This window comes from Bradyrhizobium sp. BRP23, assembly GCF_020194135.1.
GTDB lineage: Bacteria > Pseudomonadota > Alphaproteobacteria > Rhizobiales > Xanthobacteraceae > Bradyrhizobium > Bradyrhizobium yuanmingense.
Genome location: NZ_JADYVW010000070.1, coordinates 1 through 396 on the forward strand (window position 1 = coordinate 1; position 396 = coordinate 396).

At 71.5% G+C, this 396-nt stretch carries 1 protein-coding gene; it reads right to left on the reverse strand.

Going from position 1 to position 396, the window contains the following annotated elements:
* Nucleotides 1-357: amino acid permease (locus I6F24_RS37380; RefSeq protein WP_225156623.1), on the reverse strand; the 357-nt coding region annotated here is incomplete at its 3' end.
* Nucleotides 358-396: the final 39 nt, after the last annotated feature.

Genomic DNA, 396 nt, shown 5'->3' on the forward strand with positions numbered 1-396 from the left:
GTCCCGGGCCATCGCGAACATCAGCCGGATCCCGGCGGTGTGCACAGCCAGCGCGCACACCGTGATCGCGACGACGATGCAGCCCAGGAAGACCTTGCCCAGCGGTCCGCCGAGCACCTGCAGCACGATCAGCTGCAGCCCGCCCGCCGACGTGCCCAGCCGCGGGTCGGACAGGTCCGGCGCGGCCATGATCGCGAACAGCAGGATCAGCCCGCCGATCACGAACGACGCGATGACCGCCCGCAGGATCGCCGCGGGAGCGGTGCGCCGCGGGTTGACGGTCTCCTCGCCCAGCGAACTCGCCGTGTCGAAGCCGTACATGACGTAGGCGGAGGCGATCGCGGCGACCAGGAACACGCCGGCGTAGCCACCCGTGTGCCCCTCACCGAGCCCGTG